Source organism: Bauldia litoralis (assembly GCF_900104485.1).
GTDB classification, from domain to species: Bacteria; Pseudomonadota; Alphaproteobacteria; order Rhizobiales; family Kaistiaceae; genus Bauldia; species Bauldia litoralis.
In genome coordinates, this window is record NZ_FMXQ01000004.1 from 223,901 (window position 1) to 240,060 (window position 16,160).

At 65.3% G+C, this 16,160-nt stretch carries 16 protein-coding genes; 8 read left to right on the top strand and 8 right to left on the bottom strand.

All coding sequences use genetic code 11. The annotated features are described in order from the left end of the window. Positions 1–50 precede the first annotated feature (50 nt). Genes BLT60_RS11285 through BLT60_RS11305 form a run of 5 tightly spaced genes read left to right on the top strand, consistent with a single transcriptional unit; the run spans position 51 to position 5,190 of the window. Positions 51–1,115: a substrate-binding domain-containing protein gene (locus BLT60_RS11285; RefSeq protein ID WP_090876776.1), complete on the top strand. Its 1,065-nt coding sequence runs from the start codon at positions 51–53 to the stop codon at positions 1,113–1,115. 57 nt (positions 1,116–1,172) lie between these two features. After that, positions 1,173–2,339: a levoglucosan dehydrogenase gene (locus tag BLT60_RS11290; RefSeq protein WP_090876548.1), complete on the top strand. Its 1,167-nt coding sequence runs from the start codon at positions 1,173–1,175 to the stop codon at positions 2,337–2,339. Continuing rightward, the gene (locus BLT60_RS11295; RefSeq protein ID WP_090876549.1) at positions 2,339–3,919 is read left to right on the top strand and encodes a sugar ABC transporter ATP-binding protein; all 1,581 of its coding nucleotides are present in this window, start codon (positions 2,339–2,341) and stop codon (positions 3,917–3,919) included. The genes BLT60_RS11290 and BLT60_RS11295 overlap by 1 nt, the downstream gene beginning before the upstream one ends. 19 nt (positions 3,920–3,938) lie before the next feature. Continuing rightward, entirely contained in the window at positions 3,939–4,877 is a 939-nt protein-coding gene (locus BLT60_RS11300; protein ID WP_090876550.1) for an ABC transporter permease, read from the top strand. A gap of 4 nt (positions 4,878–4,881) precedes the next feature. Beyond that, positions 4,882–5,190, top strand: coding sequence for a putative quinol monooxygenase (locus tag BLT60_RS11305; protein WP_090876551.1), 309 nt, complete (start codon positions 4,882–4,884; stop codon positions 5,188–5,190). A gap of 47 nt (positions 5,191–5,237) precedes the next feature. Here BLT60_RS11305 and BLT60_RS11310 read toward each other — a convergent pair whose 3' ends face one another. Then, positions 5,238–5,702 (bottom strand): RidA family protein, encoded by a 465-nt coding sequence (locus tag BLT60_RS11310; RefSeq protein ID WP_090876552.1) that lies wholly within the window; start codon positions 5,700–5,702, stop codon positions 5,238–5,240. 200 nt (positions 5,703–5,902) lie between these two features. On the opposite strand from BLT60_RS11310, the gene BLT60_RS11315 reads away from it, so the two are divergent. Further along, positions 5,903–6,700, top strand: a complete 798-nt coding sequence (locus tag BLT60_RS11315) for a glycerophosphodiester phosphodiesterase (protein WP_090876777.1) — start codon at positions 5,903–5,905, stop codon at positions 6,698–6,700. A 1-nt stretch (position 6,701) separates the two neighbouring features. Here the strand turns inward: BLT60_RS11315 and BLT60_RS11320 are convergent, their stop codons facing one another. The 5 genes from BLT60_RS11320 to BLT60_RS11340 form a co-directional block, all read right to left on the bottom strand. Next, a complete protein-coding gene (locus BLT60_RS11320; protein WP_090876553.1) occupies positions 6,702–7,547 on the bottom strand; it encodes a glycerophosphodiester phosphodiesterase in 846 nt (281 codons plus the stop codon). After that, on the bottom strand, positions 7,528–8,592 hold the full coding sequence (locus tag BLT60_RS11325; protein ID WP_090876554.1) for an ABC transporter ATP-binding protein: 1,065 nt from the start codon (positions 8,590–8,592) through the stop codon (positions 7,528–7,530). Before BLT60_RS11325 ends, BLT60_RS11320 begins: the two co-directional genes overlap by 20 nt. A 3-nt stretch (positions 8,593–8,595) precedes the next feature. Further along, positions 8,596–9,681 (bottom strand): carbohydrate ABC transporter permease, encoded by a 1,086-nt coding sequence (locus tag BLT60_RS11330; RefSeq protein ID WP_090876555.1) that lies wholly within the window; start codon positions 9,679–9,681, stop codon positions 8,596–8,598. Continuing rightward, positions 9,681–10,634 (bottom strand): carbohydrate ABC transporter permease, encoded by a 954-nt coding sequence (locus BLT60_RS11335; RefSeq protein WP_090876556.1) that lies wholly within the window; start codon positions 10,632–10,634, stop codon positions 9,681–9,683. The genes BLT60_RS11330 and BLT60_RS11335 overlap by 1 nt, the downstream gene beginning before the upstream one ends. 70 nt (positions 10,635–10,704) lie before the next feature. Beyond that, positions 10,705–12,045 carry an ABC transporter substrate-binding protein gene (locus tag BLT60_RS11340; RefSeq protein WP_090876557.1) on the bottom strand — a complete coding sequence of 447 codons (1,341 nt, stop codon included), beginning with the start codon at positions 12,043–12,045 and terminating at the stop codon, positions 10,705–10,707. Positions 12,046–12,299: 254 nt separating this feature from the next. Between BLT60_RS11340 and BLT60_RS11345 the strand changes: the two genes are divergently transcribed. Continuing rightward, the gene (locus tag BLT60_RS11345; RefSeq protein WP_090876558.1) at positions 12,300–13,082 is read left to right on the top strand and encodes an inositol monophosphatase family protein; all 783 of its coding nucleotides are present in this window, start codon (positions 12,300–12,302) and stop codon (positions 13,080–13,082) included. Position 13,083: 1 nt separating this feature from the next. Here BLT60_RS11345 and BLT60_RS11350 read toward each other — a convergent pair whose 3' ends face one another. Both BLT60_RS11350 and BLT60_RS11355 read right to left on the bottom strand, forming a co-directional pair. Then, entirely contained in the window at positions 13,084–13,716 is a 633-nt protein-coding gene (locus BLT60_RS11350; RefSeq protein ID WP_139167805.1) for a Crp/Fnr family transcriptional regulator, read from the bottom strand. Positions 13,717–13,869: 153 nt separating this feature from the next. After that, positions 13,870–14,892: an aldo/keto reductase gene (locus BLT60_RS11355; RefSeq protein WP_090876560.1), complete on the bottom strand. Its 1,023-nt coding sequence runs from the start codon at positions 14,890–14,892 to the stop codon at positions 13,870–13,872. 197 nt (positions 14,893–15,089) lie between these two features. On the opposite strand from BLT60_RS11355, the gene BLT60_RS11360 reads away from it, so the two are divergent. Beyond that, positions 15,090–16,136, top strand: a complete 1,047-nt coding sequence (locus tag BLT60_RS11360) for a C-terminal binding protein (protein WP_090876561.1) — start codon at positions 15,090–15,092, stop codon at positions 16,134–16,136. Positions 16,137–16,160 lie beyond the last annotated feature (24 nt).

The window sequence follows — 16,160 nt, forward strand, 5'->3', positions numbered from 1 at the left end:
TCGCAACGAGACTGACCGGCGCCTTCGCCGTGACGCTGTTGGCCGGGAGCATGTTCAGCATGCCGGCCTATGCCGATCCGGATTCGGCGCTTGCCGACCTGGAAAGCACGGTCCTGTCCAAGGGCCCCAATGGTGAAGACCCGAGCCCGGCTTCGAGCCTCGAGCTGACCGACGCCGAACTCCAGAAGATCAAGGACATGAAGGCGACCGCCGCCATCGTCATGCATTACGGCGGCAACGACTGGTCGCGCGCCCAGGTCGAGGGCCTGCAGGACCAGTTCGGCAAGATGGGCATCGAGGTGGTCGCGGTCACCGATGCCGGCTTCAAGCCGGAGAAGCAGGTGGCCGACATCGAGACGGTCATGGCGCAGGAGCCGGACATCATCGTCTCCGTTCCCACCGATCCGGCCGCCACGGCCGCCGCCTACAAGGCCGCCGCCGACGCCGGCGTCGAGATCGTCTTCATGGAAAACGTTCCGCCGGGCATGAAGGTCGGCGAAGACTATGTCAGTGTCGTTTCGGCCGACAACTACGGCAACGGTGTCGCCGCTGCCCACCTGATGGCCAAGGCGCTCGACGGCAAGGGCCAGATCGGCCTGATCTTCCATGCCGCCGACTTCTTCGTGACCCGCCAGCGCTACGACGCCTTCAAGGCGACCATCGCGTCCGACTACCCGGATATCGAGATCGTTGCCGAGCAGGGCATTGGCGGGCCGGATTTCGCCGGTGATGCCGACAAGGCTGCCTCCGCCATCCTGACCTCCAACCCGAACATCAATGGCATCTGGGCGGTCTGGGACGTGCCGGCCGAGGGCGTCATTTCGGCGGCCCGCGTTTCCGGCCGGGATGACCTGGTGATCACCACCATCGATCTCGGCGAGAACGTCGCGATCAACATGGCCTCCGGCGGCTTCGTCAAGGGTCTCGGCGCGCAGCGTCCGTTCGACCAGGGCGTCGCCGAAGCCATCCTTGCCGGCTACGGACTGCTCGACAAGGAAGCCCCGGACTTCGTCGCCCTGCCGGCGCTTCCGGTCACCAAGGACAACCTGCTTGAAGCCTGGAAGACGGTCTATCGCGTCGATGCGACGGACAAGATCCAGCAGAGCATGAACTGATCAACCAGCGGCCGGCGCCAGCGCCGGCCGCACCCCTTTTTTTCGGAGAACAGAACGATGACCACGCCCCTTAACGTGGCAATGATTGGCGGCGGCTTCATGGGAAAGGCCCACGCCATGGCCTATGCATCGATGCCGATGTTTTTCTGGCCGGCGCCCGCCATTCCCGTCCGCAAGGTCGTCGTCGATGTGAACGACGAACTGGCCAACGAAGCGAAGGCGCGTTTCGGTTTCGAGGAAGCGTCGTCGGACTGGCGGTCGGTGGTCCATCGTGACGATATCGACGTCGTCGACATCTGTGTTCCCAACAATGCCCATGCCGAAATCGCCATCGAGGCGGCGAAGGCCGGAAAGCACATCATGTGCGAGAAGCCGCTGGCGCGCGGCGGCGCCGAGGCGAAGACCATGCTTGATGCGGTGAAGGATGCCGGCATCATCCATATGGTCGCCTTCAACTATCGCCGGACGCCGGCGGTGGCGCTTGCCAAGAAATACATCGAGGAAGGCCGGATCGGCGAGATCCGCAATTTCCGCGGCACCTATCTGCAGGACTGGTCGGCCGATCCTGACGGCCCCCTGTCGTGGCGCTTCCAGAAGAAGATTGCCGGATCGGGCGCGGTCGGCGACATCGGCACCCATGTCGTCGACATGGCGCATTATCTGGTCGGCCTGATCTCGGAAGTGAACGCCCTGACGCCGACCTACATCCCGACGCGGCCGTTACAGGCCGGCGGCCTCGACAAGCTGGGCGCCTCGGAGAAGAACGCCGACGCCGAACGCGGGCCGGTCGACGTCGACGATGAGGTCGTGACCCTGCTGAAGTTCCAGAACGGCGCGATCGGCTCGCTCGAGGCGACCCGCAACGCCTATGGTCGCAACAACTTCATCACCCTGGAGATCCACGGAACCAGGGGGTCGATCTACTTCAATTACGAGCGCCGCGACGAGTTGCAGGTGATGTTCGCCGACGATCCGGGCGATGCGCGGGGTTTCCGCACCGTCTATACCGGGCCGGCGCATCCGTATGGCGACGGTCTGTGGCCGATCCCGGCTCTCGGTATCGGCTATTCGGAAACGAAGATCATCGAGTGCTATGATTTCTTCTCGGCGATCGCCTCGGGCAAGCAGCCGTCACCGAATTTCGAGGACGGCTACAATACCGAACTCGTCGCCGATGCATTGCTGGCATCCGGCCAGACCGGTGAATGGACCAAGGTAGGGTAATGACGACACCGACCTATGCGGTCGACATGCGGGGCATCTCGAAGCATTTTGGAGGTGTCCAGGCCCTGATCAATGTCGACTTCCAGGTCGAGCCCGGCGAGGTGCACGCCTTGCTGGGCGGCAACGGCGCCGGCAAGTCCACCATCCTCAAGGTCCTCAACGGCGTCCACGTTCCCGACGAAGGCACGATCTCCGTCGGGGGCAGGCAACTCGCCGAGATTTCTCCCGAAGCCTCGCAGGCCGCCGGCATCGCGATGATCTTCCAGGAAATGAGCCTGATCCCGACGCTGACCGTCGCCCAGAATGTCTTCCTCACCCGTGAGGCGAAAAGCAGCTTCGGATTCATCGACGACCGGAAGGCCGAGGAGCGCGCGGCGGAGCTTTTCAAGATCCTCAACGTCGAGGTCGATCCCAAGGCGATCGTCGGCACCCTCGGTGCGGGGCAACGCCAGCTCACCGAAATCGTCAAGGCGATTTCGCAGGATGCCAAGGTGCTGGTCCTCGACGAACCGTCGACCGCCCTGTCGGTCACCGATGTCGAGCGGCTGTTCGATTTCCTGCGCAAGCTGAAGGCCCAGGGCGTGGCGATCATCTATGTGTCGCATCGCATGGACGAGATCACCCGGATCGCCGACCGGGCGACGATCCTGCGCGACGGTCGCCATGTCATCACCGCGCCACTCTCCGACCTGCCGATCGACACCATGATCGAACACATCGTCGGCAAGCGGTCGCGCGGCCTGTCCGATGTCGTCCGCCACTCGGTGGATCGCGGCGAGGCGGTTTTGGAACTCCGGCACGTTTCGGGCGAGCATGTTCCGATCGACATCAATCTGACCGTCCATCGCGGCGAGGTGGTCGGCCTCGCCGGTCTCCTCGGTTCCGGTCGTTCGTCTCTGGCGCGCATCATCTGCGGGATCAGCCCGCTTGCCGCCGGAGAGATCCTGGTGAATGGCAAACCCCTGGCGATCGGCGGGCCGCGCGACGCCGTCGATGCCGGCATCGCCCTGGTCCCGGAAGACCGCGGCACGCAGGGCCTGATCCGTGCACACTCGGTCGCCGACAATATTACTCTTCCGGTGCTCGGCGCGGTCAGCAACCGCAGCTTCGTCAACGCCAGGCGGGTCCGGGAGGTCACGGACGACCAGATCGACCGCCTGAGCATCAAGACCGCCTCGCGCGACCACGCCGTTTCGACGCTGTCGGGCGGCAACCAGCAGAAGGTGGTGATCGGCAAGTGGCTGGCGGCCGACCCCGATATCCTGGTCCTCGACGAACCGACCGCCGGCATCGACATCGGATCGAAGGCGGAGATCATCCGGCTGGTTCGCGACCTTGCCCAGTCCGGCAAGGGCATCGTGATGATCTCGTCGGAACTGTCCGAGCTGCTCAGCGCCTGCGACCGCATCATCGTCATGGCCGACGGCCGGGCGGTGGCCGACATTCCGCGCCACGATCTCGACGACCCCGCCATTGCGGCCGACGACACGATGCATCAGCTCCAGTCGGCCGAGCGCAAGCTGCAGGCGGAGATCCAGAAGGCGCTCACCACGGTCCAGGGAGAAACCCGTGTCCACTGACATCACGCCGTCCGGGTCGATGCTGGCCCGGTTTGGGCTGACCAACTGGCGTCAGAACATCATCTATATCGGCTTCGCCGTCATCTTCCTGGTCTTTGCGGCGACGCTGCACGACAAGGGCTTCCTCAACCCTAACAACCTGCTCAACATTTTCAGGCAGACGGCGATGATCGCGGTCATGGCGATCGCCATGACCTTTGTCCTGTCGTCGGGGGAAATCGACCTGTCGGTCGGCGCGGTCGCCGGACTCGCGTCGGTGACCACGGCGATGGCGATCGATATTGGGGGCCCGCTCTTCGGTGTCGGGGCGGGGATCCTGACGGGCGTCGTCGTTGGTATCTGCAATGGCCTGTTGACCACGCGAATAGGCATACCATCCTTCCTGACGACGCTGGCGATGATGGGGGTCGCCAAGGGCGTCGCGATGTGGATCAGCGACACGGCGGCGGTCCCGATCATCTCGTCGGGTTACGCATGGGTCTTCGGCGGCGGATCGGTGGGCATTGTCCCGGTCCTGCTGATCTGGATGGCGATCCTCGGGGTTATCGGCCATGTCGTCCTGCGCAAGACGACCTTCGGCCGACAGGTGCTGGCGACCGGCGGCGGCGAAACCGCGGCCCGCTACTCGGGCATCGACACGCGGGCGATCAAGTTCCGGGTCCTGATCATCTCGTCGATGGCGGCGGCGCTGGCCGGCATGCTGTACGCCGGCCGCCTGCAGTCCGGCCGCTTCCAGCTCGGCGAGGGCGACGAACTGTCGGTGATCGCCGCGGCCGTGCTTGGCGGAACCAGCCTCTTCGGCGGCTATGGCACGGTGATCGGCACCATCGTCGGCGCCCTGATGATCGGGCTGATCAATAACGGACTGATCCTCATGGGGCTGGAGTTCAGCCAGCAGCTCATCGCCCGCGGCGGCATCATCATTCTCGCGGTTGCCCTCAGCCAGAAAAGGACGTGATCCGATGGAGAAGGTCTGCACCATCATAGGAACCGTCGTCGCCAAGCCGGAGACGCGGGAGGAATTGCTGGCGATCCTCACGGCGCAGGTCGCGCCGACGCGCGCCGAACCGGGGTGCATCAATTACGACTTCCATGCCGATGCCGACGATCCCTGCACCTTCGTCTTCTACGAAAACTGGCGCAGCAAGGCCGACCTCGACGACCATCTGAAGATGCCGCACCTCAAGCCGCTCTTCGACCGGCAGGAGGCGTTGCTTGCCTGTCCCGTCGAGATTCGTTTCCTCGACATGCTGAGCGACTGGGCGAACTGACGCCGCACCGACAGTGCTGTTGCCGCCGTATCCCGCGCTTGTCGCGCTCAGATCTCGGCGTAGAGGACCACCAGCGACGTGCAGTCGAGCGGCATGACCGGGTTGGTATAGATCATCCGGGTGTGACGGCCCTTGTCCTCGAAGGCGGTGTTGATCAGGTCCGACGCGCCGTTGAGGCAGTTCGGATGATCCTTGAAGTCGTCGGCGACGCCGAGGACCCCTTCAAGCCGCACGATGCGCTTCACCCGTGAGAGTTCGCCCGCCGCTTCCCTGATCTGGGCGAGGGCGTTGAGGCAGGAAAGCTGGCAGGAGAGATATCCGTCCTCGCCGGAAAGTTCGCGGCCAATCTTGCCGACATAGGCGAGCTTGCCGTCGCGCCAGGGCAGGTTGCCGGAGGTCATCACCAGATTGCCGGTGATCGCCCAGGGCACGTAGTTGGCCACCGCGCCCGCAGCCGGCGGAAGCTTAAGCCCGAGTTCGGCAATGCGCTGTTCCGGTGTCTTGTCTGTCATTCCTGCCAACCTGCGCTATGGGTGCCGGCCGGGTCGCCCCGCCGGCGGCATTCTCCTCGACGCCCGATCCTTCAGAGATCGATACCATTCCGGTCCGACATTCGGAAATCGCAATCATGGAGGTTCGTGCTGGCCGGGCGGTCGGGGGCGGGCTAGAGATGACGCTCCGTATCGGCGCCCTCCCTGCACAGGATCGTCCCATGTTTCAACTGCTCGCCCGCGACACGGGCTTTGTCCACGCTTGCGGTCATCGCGGCCATTCGATCGGCGCGCCTGAGAACACCATCGCCGCGCTGGAGGCGACGGCGGCTCAAGGGGGAACCAGCGCCGAAATCGATATCCGCGCCACCGCCGACGGCGAGATCATCCTGCTCCATGACGACTTTCTCGACCGGACCAGCGATGGCGCGGGGCTCGCCTCCAATCTTGGCCTTGCCGAGATCCGGAAGCTGGATGCCGGCGCGTGGTTCGCGCCGGAATTCGCCGGCGAGCGCATCCCGACCCTCGACGAGGCGGCCGAGTGCGCGGCGAAGCGTGGCATCGGCCTTGTGGTCGAGATCAAGGAAGAGCGGCGGGTCGACGCCTTCCTCGATGCGCTGGTAGCGCTGATCACGAGCAGCGACATCGCCGTTCATGCGGTCTTCATCTCGTTCGACCACACGGTGCTCAAGGCGCTGAAGGCGCGCGTGCCGAACGTTCGCACGGAGGGCATCACCCATGCCCGCCACGTCGATTTCGTCGCGGTGGCGAAGGCGGCCGGCCTCGACTCGCTGTCGATCGAGCGCGGCATGTTCCGGCCGGAGGATGGCAAGGCGCTGCATGACGCCGGCGTCGCCATCCGCGTGCATGTCGAGCGGCCGACGGTCCTGGCGCGCTACCAGGCGGTCGGCGAGGATATCGGCGCCACGGTCAGCGAATGGATCGAGGCCGGTGTGCTCGACAGCGTCTCGGGCGACGACGTCGGCTTCCTGGTCGGGCTCGGCGCGGGGCGGAAGTAGCTCAGCCGCCGGCCCATAGCCGGGCGAGCCCCGGCGGATCGTTGGTGGTGATCTGGTCGGCACCGGCGCCGATGGCGTCGGCCAGGCTGTCGCGCCCGCCCGGCGTATCGGGATCAAGTGTCCAGACGTCGATCATCGCGCCATTCTGCTTCAGCGTTTCGAGCGGGTTGATCCCGAGGCGAAGCGCCGCGCTGACGAAGCGATGATAGAGGTAGAAGGCGTTGGCCTCCGGCGCGATGGCGAAGACCTCGTCGATAAAGGCGGCCATGTCCGTCGCGGAGGCGAGGTCGCGGGTCTCGGCCATGTCGCAGGGATCGAAGCCGACGCGAAGGCCGGGAATGCCAACGGCCAGCCGCGTCACGGCGTCGTATTCCGTACCGCTGAGCAGGCAGCGGTCGGCGACGGGTGCAATCGCTTCGGCAAAGCGGGCGACACCCGCCTCGGTCAGCGTCGCCGCCGGTTCCTTGAGATCGAGTTGCAGGCAGGCATCCGAGGTCGGCGCCGCCGCGACCGCCGCCGTCATGTCGGTGAGGAGCGGCGGCGGATAGCTCGCGCCGGCGATGTGCAGGCGGCGGGCAGCGGTCGTGTCGAGCTCTGCGACCGGGCCCGTGCCATCGGTTTCCTTGTCCAGGAGGTCATCATGCAGGCATATCCAGTTGCCGTCGGCCATCAACCGGACGTCGATCTCCATCGAGGCGCCGAGCGCCAGCCCGGCCGGCAGGTTGGCGATGGCAAAGGGTGGCTCGCTCGCGGCGCGGCGAAGCTTGTGCCACTTGAGCAGCACGCGCCGGCCGTCGGCCTCGATCGCGACGCCCTGGTCGGCGTCGTCACGCTGGCGGTCGGACATGGGCGCCGTCGATGAGTTTTTCCGTTGTGGCGTCGAAGACCAGCGATTTGGCCGGATCGAATCCGATTTGGACTTTCTCGCCGGCGGCGTGGCCGGCGACCGAACCTTGTTCGAGAACACGGACATAGCCGATGTCGGTCGAGACGACATAAAGCACTTCGCGCCCCATCGGCTCGATCTGGGCGATGCGCCCGGGAAGCCCGGCCTCGGCAAAGACGAGGTGTTCGGGCCGCAGGCCGACCGTGATCGATCCATTCGCGCCATCGGCGGGGAAGGGGACACCGGCGACATCGACCGTGTTGTTCGCCGCGGCGCCATGCACGAGGTTGATCGGCGGCGAGCCGATGAAACCGGCGACGAACAGGCTTGACGGCCGGTCGTAGAGGTCGTCCGGCGTGCCGATCTGCTCGATCCGGCCGGCGCGCATGCAGATGATGCGGTCGGCCATCGTCGTCGCCTCGATCTGGTCATGGGTGACGAGGATCGTGGTGACGCCAAGCTCGTCCTGCAGCGACTTGATCTCGGTCCGCATCGAAAGCCGCAGGGTCGCGTCGAGATTGGAGAGCGGCTCGTCGAGCAGCAGCAGTTGCGGCTGCTTGACCAGCGCCCGGGCGAGCGCGACGCGCTGCTGCTGGCCGCCCGACAATTCGCTCGGCTTGCGGTCGAGCAATTCGCCGACCTGCACCAGCGCGGCTGCGTCATTGACCCGGCGGATCGCCTCGTCGCGCGGCGTCTTCTTGAAGCGCAACGGGAACATGATGTTGTCGCGCACCGTCATGTGCGGATAGAGCGCATAGGACTGGAAGACGATGCCGACGTTGCGGTCCTTCGCCTCGACGTCGTTGACGACATGGCCGTCGAACAGGAGGTCGCCTCCCGACGGCAGATAGATGCCGGCGAGGATCAGCAGGCTGGTCGACTTGCCGCAGCCGGAGGGGCCAAGCAGGGCGACGAACTCGCCATCGGCGATGTCGAGATCCATGCCGGGGATCACTTCGACGTCTCCGAAGCGCTTGGCAATGTTGCGGAATTCGATCCTGGCCATGGCCTAACCCTTTACCCCGCCAACCGACATCTGCAGCAGGTAGCGCTGCGCCGCCATGTAGAGAAGCAGGCTCGGCACCAGGTAGAAGACGCCGACCGCAGACACGACGCCGTAGTCGACGCCCATCACATCCTCGCGGACGTAGAACATGTAGAGACTCATGGTCCAGTTGGTGTTGCGGATGAGGAACGTGAAGACGAAGATGTATTCCTCCCAGCCGCGGATGAAGGTGAAGACCGAAATGGCGAGGATGCCATTGGTCGCCTGCGGCAGCACCACCTTGAGGAACGCCTGACGCCGCGACGCGCCGTCCGTCAGCGCGCTCATCTCGATGTCCCAGGGCACCGCGTCGAAGAACCCCTTCATGATGAAGATCGCGAAGGGGAGTTCGAAGGCGACCAGCACCAGGATGACCCCGAACAGCGAGTCGAGCAGGCCGATGTAATAGAGCAGCAGGAACAGCGGCACGATCAGGGTCAGCACAGGGAAGGCGTGCAGCACCAGCAGCGAGCGCAGCATCGAGCCGCGCCCGGGGAAGTCGAACCGCGACAGGTAATAGGCGGCAAGCGAAGCGACGGTGACGACGATGACCGTCTGCGTGCCCGCCAGCAGGATCGAGTTGCCGAAGGCGTGCCAGACATTGGGGAACTGGACGGCGCCGCTGACCGTGCCGACCTTCGATCGCAGCACCGAGGCGAAGTCGGGCTCGACCAGGAAGATGAAATTCTCCAGATGCAGGCTGGGGCCGACGAGAAGCAGAAAGGCAACGAGGCCAGCGACGGCCACGAGCGCCATGCCGAGCCACCGCTGGCGACGACTGCGGGCGAGCATCGCCGCGGCCCAGAAGCCGATCATCGTCGGCACGAGAACGATCACCGATCGCCACAGGACATGGGTCTCGGCGACGCCGGTCTTCGCCGAGAAAGCGATTGTGACAAGCCAGAAATAGGGCAGGACGATCGGCACGGAAACCGCGATCAGGAAGGCGTAGATGCCGGTCGCCTTGGCCCGCCGCACGGTTCGCGAGCGCGCCGCCAACTTGTCCCAGTTGACCGCCTCGGTCCGGTCGGTGGTGCCAGCTGCCGACATCACTGCACCTCGATCCGCGGCCGCTGCAGGAGCTTCTGCATGTCGAAGAAGCGCCAGCCGAGCAGGGCGAAGAACACGCCGAGGGCGATGATGAAGACCGCCAGGGCCGCGCCGTAGGCGTATTGGCCCGTATCGAAGGCCCGGCGGAAGATGTAGAGCGCGTAGACCGTCGTGTCGTAGAACGGCCCGCCCTCGGTCAGCAGCAGGATGTATTCGAAGCTCACCAGCAGCGACAGCGTCTGGTAGATGGTGACGAAGCTGATCGGCCAACGCAGCGCCGGCAGCGTGATGTGGCGGATGATCGCCATGCTCCCGGCGCCGTCGACACGGGCGGCGTGGAACAGGTGCTCGGGGATCGCGCGGATCGCGGAGGTGAAGATGATCATGCCCATCGACGCGCCGATGAAACCGTTGGCGATGATGATCAGCATCACCGGCGCTTCGTTGAGCGGATCGATCGGCGTTTCGAGCCCGAGCACCGACATCAGGATCTGGTTGAGCAGCCCGAATTCCGACGGGTTGATCACCCAGACCCACAGCAGGATGTAGAGCACCGACGGGCTCATCCGCGGCAGCAGCCAGACGCCGCGGAAGAAGTTGCCGGTCATCCGGTTGGTCGCGGTGGTGACCAGCGCGAGGACGAGCGCGAAGGTGAGGTTGAAGATAGCGAGCGTCGCAAAGACGTAGAGCAGGGTCAGGCCGATGACCTGGACCAGCCGCCGGTCGCCGCCGAAGATCTTTTCATACTGTTCGGTGGTGAAGCCGGTGATCTGCAGCGACCGGCCCATGTCGGTGAAGGACACGACGACGTCGATGATCACCGGGATCACGAAGAACAGGATCGTCAGGACGATCGCCGGCCCGAGGAAGATGACGAAGTTCGCGCGCCGTCGATTCCGCTGCCGGCCCGGGCCGGCGCGTTCGCGCCTGAGGTCATCTGCGATCGCCGACATTGACTTTCCGGTATCCGGCCGGGGCCCGTATCCGCGGGCCCCGGCCGATGTCTCTCGCGCCTGCCGGGCGCTATTTGACCATGACGTTGTCGAGGGTCGCTTCGGCTTCGTCGATGACGAAGTCGGCCGCTTCCTCGGCGCTCAGCCGCCCGGTCTCGACGCCCTGCATCGCCGTGTAGATGATGCCGTTCAGGTCGCCGAACTGCGGGTTGTTGGGCAGGAACTTGGTCACCTCGAGCAGTTCCGTCGCCCGGGCCAGCGGCCATGCGGCGGCGTAGCGCGGGTCGTCGAGCTGCTCGGGCTTGATGCCGAGATGCGTCGTGGTGACGGCGTGATCGGTGTTGAGGTCGACCGCCGAGGCATGGCCGAGGAGGCGAACGGCGAGTTCAGGCTCCGCGGTGTCGGCAGCGATCGCGTAGATCACGGGGTGGGTGAGGCTCGACGGCTTGCCGCCCTTGGCCGCGGCCGGCATGGCGATCCAGCCCCAGTCCTTGAAGAAGGCTTCCTCGTCCTCCGGCAGGCCGTAGGTCGGGAAGGCGCGGCTGCCGAGATCCCAGATGCCGTACATCCAGAAGGCGGCATTGTCCTCGGCATAGAATTCGGCGCGGATCGCATCCCACTCCATCGAGGTGTTGTTGGCGGGAATGACGCCGTCGGCGACAGCCTTCTCGAACCAGCCGAAGGCCTCGGCCAGCTTGTCGCGCTCGAGCAGCAACTCGCCGGTCGCCGGGTCGACGAAGTCATTGCCGTAGGTCTGGAAGACCATCAGGTAATCCGGGCCCTTCGACGGCCGGTGCAGGATGCCGTATTCGGCGTCGGTCTTGTCGACGACCGACTTGGCGATCTCGACAACCTCGTCCATCGTCAGGTCGCCCGACATCGTGCGCTCCGGCATCGCCTCGATGAAGGCATCGTCGTAGCCGGCCTCGCGCAGCAGCTTCTTGTTGTAGAAGAACATGCGCGCTTCGGCGTCCTGCGGAATGGCGTAGGTGCCGTCCGGGCATTTGCCGGATTCCCACAGCGACGGGAAGATCGTGCCGAAATGCTCCGGATACTTGGCGAGGTAGTCGTCGAGCTTCAGGACGAAGCCATCCTGCTGGAAGGCGCAGATCCACTCATGGGCCTGGATGAACATGTCCGGGCCTTCGCCGATGCCGAAGACGCGCAGGAGCTGCAGCGCATCCTCGTCGAAGCCCGGCGCCGGGCTTTCGCGAACCTCGACAATGACCCGCTTGTCCGAGCCTTCGGCTTCGAGTTCGGCGTTGAGGCGTTCGGCGGCCTTGACGACATTGCCGGGGCGCAACGGACCGGACGTGTCCTGCCGCGACCAGAGTTCGAGCGTCACGTCTTCCGCAAGTACGGGCGTCGCCAGCAGCGTCGCACCGGCAAGCGCTACGAGTATCCTGTTCATCCTTCATCTCCCTTGTGCCGTGGGAATCGCCATCCGCCGTTGCGAACGGTTCCCGCTGTGGCTAGCGCCGCTTTGTTACAGTTTGATGGAACGCTCATTGATCGGCGTTCGGCGGCATCTCGCACGATGCTATTCCTAATCCACCTTAGCCGGCAACGTTTTCGCGGCGGGCCTGTGGACACCCGCGTTGACTCGGGCACGGGGGAGTGATGAAACGCCGACGATAGTCCCCCCAACCCCGCCGAGGTTCGCCCGTGGATTCCGATCAGCTTGAACAGCGTGCGCGTGTCGCCGCCACCGTGGTGCGCGAGGCCGGGGCGCTGGCGCTCGACTATTTCCGCCGCCGGGGTGATTTGCGGATCGACAGCAAGGGCCTCCAGGACATGGTCAGCCAGGCCGATCGCGAATGCGAGGACCTGATCTTTGCCCGCCTGTCGGAAGCGTTCCCCGCCGATTCCTTCCTCGGCGAAGAGGGCGGATTGCGGGGAACCGGATCGGCGATGTGGGTGGTCGACCCGATCGACGGGACGGCCAATTTCGTGCGCGGCATTCCGCACTGGTGCGTGTCGATCGGCTTGATCGAGGACGGTCGGGCGCTCTGCGGCGTGCTCTACGATCCGGTCGCCGACGAACTCTTCGCCGGGGTTGCCGGTGGCGGCGCCACACTCAACGGCGCGCCGATCGGCGTCACCGGTGAGACGGATCTCAGGAAGGCCCGGGTCGGGATCGGCTTCAGCTACCGCACTCCGGTGGCGCCGCATCCCGGCGACATCCACGCGCTACTGGATGCCGGATGCGAATACCTGCGCCTCGGCTCCGGCGCGCTCGGCCTCGCCTATACGGCGGCCGGCCGTCTCGACGGCTACTTCGAGCGCCACATCAACCTTTGGGACGTTGCCGGCGGCCTGATCATCGTCGCGGAAGCCGGCGGGCGGCTCAGCGACTTCATGACGCCGGACGTGGTTGCAGAGGGCAACGAGATCCTGGTCGCGACGCCGGGGATCTACGATCAACTGCGCGGTCTTTTCGACGCCTGAGTCACTGCGCCGGGCGCGGTTCCGGGCGATCGGCGCGTGCCTCCGCGATGCGAAGGTCCTCGATCAACCGGCCGGTCACCACACCGATCAGGTTGAAGGCGATGCGCGGATCCTGGAAGACAAGCTCCCGCACCTTGTCCCGGCTGATCCGCTGGAGTCGGCATTCGTCGATGCAGGTCGCCGTCGCCATCCGCGTTCCGTGCGGCGAGAACACGCCGATTTCCCCTAGCATCGCGCCGGAGTTCACTTCGACGTCGAGTTCCTCGATGCGGATGCGCCCCTTCGTCAGCAGGTACATGTGGTCGGCCGCCTCGCCCATGGCGAACAGGGTCGCGCCGGCCGGGAGGGACACCGGCGTCATGAATGGCAGCAGCCACCGCATGTCGTTGTCTCCGGCCTCTGCGTTCCGAACCTCCCTGACCAGCCTGTACATCTCGGCGAGTCGGTAGATGTTCAGCGGCAGCAGGATGGTGTGGAGCAGCAGCACCGGCAGGATGTCGTCGGCATAGCCGTAGGCAATGAACGCGATGTTGCTGGCGATGCCGAGAAGCCGCAGCGGGATCATTGTCCGCATCGTGAAGGTGGCAAGCACCAACGCCGACGCCACATATCCAAAAACTTCTGCCAGGTTCACGGGCGCCCTCCCAGACGGACAACTGCCGAAGCGGCAGCTTACCGCCGGATTTCGAGCCCCGCTATTCCTGGTTGAACCTTGGCAGCAAGCGTCTGGGGGCGCAGCCTGCTCAACATCGGTCCCGCCTGAGGCGGGACCGGTCGACGGTGCGGATCAGGGCGTCGGCGCGTCCTGCCGGATCAGGCCCTCGCTCTTGAGGTCGGACCACAACGCATCCGGTATCTCATGGCGGAAGAGAGCGAGGTTGCTGGTGACGTGTTCCGGCTTGAAGGCGCCCGGAATGATCGCCGCGGCCAGCGGATGATGCAGCGGGAACTGCATCGCGGCCGAAGCGAGCGGCACGTCGTAGCTCTTGCAGACCGCCTCGATCCGGCGCGCCCGCTCGAGCTGATCGGGCGTCGCATCCTCGTAATTGTACTTGGCGCCGGGCACCGGCCCGGTCGCGTAGATGCCCGAGGAGAAGACGCCGGCAACGATGAAGCCGACTCCGCGCTCGGCGCAGGCCGGGAGTTCCTCATCGAGCGTATCCTGCTCGCCAAGCGTGTAGCGCAGCGCCAGCATGAAGAAGTCGAGATCGACCATGTCGAGGAAGGCCGGGATCGTCCGCAACTCGTTGACGCCGGCGCCGATCGCGCCGATCAGGCCATGCCTCTTCAACTCTTCCAGCGCCCGGAAGCCGCTGGAGCCGAGCTGCGAGAGATAGGCATTCACCTTGGCGTCGGTCTTGTGATGCCACCAGTCGAGATCGTGGATGATCAGGATGTCGATGCGTGTCATGCCGAGGCGCTGGAGGCTGTCCTCGTAGGCCCGCATGATGCCGTCATAGCTGTAGTTCCACTCGATATCGAAGGGCAGGCCGCCGGCCCACATGCCGGTGTCGAAGGTCTCCGGATTGGCCGGTGCCTTGAGGATGCGGCCGACCTTGGTCGACAGGACCACCTCGCTGCGCGGGCGATGGTAAAGCGCTCGGCCGATGCGATGCTCGCTCTGGCCGCGGCCATACCATGGCGCCGTGTCGTAATAGCGGACACCGGCATCCCAAGCGGCCGACAGGGTCGCCTCCGAATCCGCTTCGCTGACCTTGGTGAACAACTCGCCGAGCGGCGCGCCGCCAAAGCCGAACTGCGGCACCATGACGTCGGAACGCCCGAGCTTGCGCCGTTGAAATGGATCCATGATGTTCCTCCCTGTCTCGAGTCATGCGCTCACCCGGAGCGTCTTTGCGATTGTTCCCCGCTACGCGACGGCGGACCTCATTACCACAAGGATCGCCGCCCGGCGTTGTGTAAACGACACGATCGCGCGACGTTCCTGCGCGACATGATTCCCGTGCCGTGCCAAACCGTCTGAAACAACAATCCGGAGCCAAAAAGATGCCCGCAAGCCTTCGTCTCTTCACCCCCGACGCCCAGTATGCCGACGATGGGACGATCGAGCGCCGGACCGCCGGTGCGGACGTGGTCTTCGACATCTTCCGGGAACGCACGGCGGACAAGCTTCCGCGCGATCTGCTCGCGGCGGCCGACGGCATCGTCATCTGGCACGAGATGGCGATCGACGATGCGTTCGTCCAGTTGATCCCCAGATGCCGCATCGTCGTGCGCGCCGGCGTCGGCTTCGACCACATCGACCTTCGAGCGACCGGCGCCGCCGGCATCCCGGTCTGCAATACGCCGGACTATGGCACCAGCGAGGTTGCCGACCATGCCATCGCGCTGATGCTGGCGCTGGGACGGGCGCTGCTTACCTATCACAAGGAGCTTACCAGCGATCCGGTCGGCAACTTCGTCACCCGTTTCGATGCCGGCCATACGCCGCTTGTGCGTCGGATGCGCGGCCGTGTCTTCGGCGTCGTCGGCCTCGGCCGGATCGGCATAGCCGCCGCGCTTCGCGCCAAGGCCTTCGGCATGGAGGTGATCGCCTACGATCCCTATGCGGTCGCCGGTATCGAGATCGCCACCGGCGTCCGGCGCGTCGCCTCGCTTGAAGCGCTTCTCGCCGAGAGCGACGTCGTCAGCATTCACTGCCCGCTGACCGACGAAACCCGCAACATGCTCGGCGCGCCGCAGTTCGAGGCGATGAAGGACGACGCCATCCTGATCAATACGGCGCGGGGCGGCATCGTCGACGTGCCGGCGCTGGTCGCCGCTATCGAAGCAGGTAGCATCGGCGGCGCGGGCATCGACGTCCTGCCGGTCGAGCCGCCGCGGCCGGACGACGCCATCGTCGCCGCCTATGGCAATCTCGAGGGCAGTCGCCTCGACGGTCGGTTGATCCTGACGCCGCATTCGGCCTGGTCCAGCCCCGAGAGTGCGGCGGATGCGCGACGCCTCGCGGTCGAGACGGCGATGCTGTATCTCCGCGACGGCAGGTTGCGGAACCTGGTCAACGGCGAACATCTTGCAACCCGCCGGGGCTAGTCGCGGCGCGCCAAATCCATAGAC